1 protein-coding gene is annotated in these 2,125 nt (G+C 63.8%); it reads left to right on the top strand.

From position 1 onward, the window contains the following. Positions 1-15 precede the first annotated feature (15 nt). Positions 16-2,125, top strand: a 2,110-nt coding sequence (locus tag OQE62_RS19235; RefSeq protein ID WP_265723665.1) for a non-ribosomal peptide synthetase, incomplete at its 3' end; no start/stop codon positions are given.

Raw genomic sequence — 2,125 nt, 5'->3', positions numbered from 1 at the left:
TTGCTGGAGGCGGCCGTGGCAGAGCCGCAGGCGCCGGTGGGGACACTGGTGTTCCTGGCCGAGGACGAAACTAGACATCTGCTCGAGCATTGGAACCACACGCCTGAGCCGCTGGCGGACGAAGACCTTATCACCAGATTCGAGTACCAGGTGCGATGCCGGCCCGATGCACTCGCTGTGCTCCAGGCAGGAAGGTCTCTGACATACGAAGAACTGGACCGCCGCAGCAATCAGCTGGCGCAGGCACTGGTCGAGCGTGGGGCGGGTGCGGAATCGGTGGTCGCGATCGCCGTGCCGAGGTCACCGGAGATGCTGGTTGCGGTGCTCGGCGCCTGGAAAGCGGGCGCGGCCTATCTACCTTTGGATCTCAATCAGCCTGCCAAACGCCTGCGGGAGCTGGTGGCCGACAGCGGCGCATCACTCGTGCTGGAAAGCGCCCGGGCCGCTCCGGACCTGCCGGCCGAACGCCTGCTGCTGGATGAGGCGACATTGGGGGACTATGCACAAGCACCGCCGGACGTCGTCCGCACCCCCGGGCAACTCGCCTATCTGATCTACACCTCTGGCTCCACCGGCCAGCCGAAGGGGGTGATGATCACCCACGCCGGCGTGTGCAACCAGATTACTGCTTTCAGCGATTATCTGGGCTTGACCGCAGCCGACCGGGTGCTGCAGTTCGCCAATTTCTCGTTCGATACATCGGTCGAGGAGATCTTTGCCCCGCTCGCCTGCGGCGCCGCGCTGGTGCTCAGGACGGACGAATGGCTTGCCGATGCCGACATCTTTTGGTCGCTGTGCGACACAAACCGGATCAGTATCGTCGATCTGCCTGCCCAGTTCTTCAGTCAACTGGCCATTGAGCGCAGACCGGTTCCAGAATGCGTGCGCAGTGTCATCAGCGGTGGCGAGGCGATCAGTGAAGCCGCGCTGCAAGCATGGTTCTCGGCGCCGGGGCACCGGCCAGTCTTGTTCAATACCTACGGCCCGACCGAGACGACCATCAGTGTCACTGTCCACGAAGTCGAGGCCGAAGAGGGCGCCTGGCGTCTGCTCGGGCGACCGATCGCGAATATCCGGTTGTATGTCCTGGACAATGGCTTGCAGCCTGTGCCCGTGGGCATATCGGGCGAACTGTACGCGGGCGGTGTCCAACTGGCACGTGGCTACCGGGATCGCCCGGACCTTACCGCCGAACGCTTCGTGCCCGATCCATTCCTGCCTGGCGCGAGGCTCTATCGGACCGGCGATCTGGCTCGCTGGCGCGCCGATGGCACCCTCGAGTATCTCGGTCGCAACGATTTCCAGGTGAAGATCCGCGGTTTCCGGATCGAGCTGGGTGAAGTTGAGACGAAGTTGGCGCAGGTTGAAGGCGTCCACGAGGTAGTAGCCTTGGCGCGGCCCCTATCTGATGGAGAGAAGCGGCTGGTCGCCTACTACACCGGCGAAGTGGAATCGGCATCGCTGCGCGAGGCCGCGCGGCAGGAATTTCCCAATTACATGGTGCCGTCCGCCTATGTCCGCATGGAGCAATGGCCAACGACACCAAACGGAAAGCTCGACCGCAAGGCGCTACCGGTGCCCGAGGACGATGTCGGTGCGCGCACCGGTTACGAAGCGCCCAAGGGTAAGTACGAACAGGCGTTGGTGCAGATCTGGAGTGAACTCTTGAATGTGGCACAGATCGGTCGCCACGACGGATTCTTCGATCTAGGTGGCCATTCGCTGCTGGCGGTACGGATGATCTCGCAGTTGCGCAGCCGGTACGGTTGGGAGGTGTCGATCCGGCAGGTGTTCGAGTCGCCGACGTTGGCGGGGCTGGCGCAGCGTCTGGACAGGGAGACGCCGACGGCGCCGCCACTGCTGGCGCTGGAAGGCGAGGGACCCTGGCCATTGTCGTACGCGCAACAGCGGTTGTGGTTCCTGTACCAACTGGATGGTCCTGGCAGCGCTTACAACATTCCGTCGGGGGTGAGGCTGGAAGGTTCGTTGGAGGTAGGATTGCTGGGCCGGAGCCTGCGCTCGCTGGTGGAGCGACATGCGGTGTTCCGGACGCGGATCGTGGAAGAGGACGGCGAGCCGCGGCAGTGGGTAGAGGCCGAGGCAAGGCTGACGCTACCGGTAGTGG

It is taken from the genome of Microbulbifer halophilus, assembly GCF_026183675.1.
Lineage (GTDB): Bacteria > Pseudomonadota > Gammaproteobacteria > Pseudomonadales > Cellvibrionaceae > Microbulbifer > Microbulbifer halophilus.
Note: the sequence above shows the minus strand (reverse complement) of the source record. Positions and strands in the feature narration are given on the sequence as shown.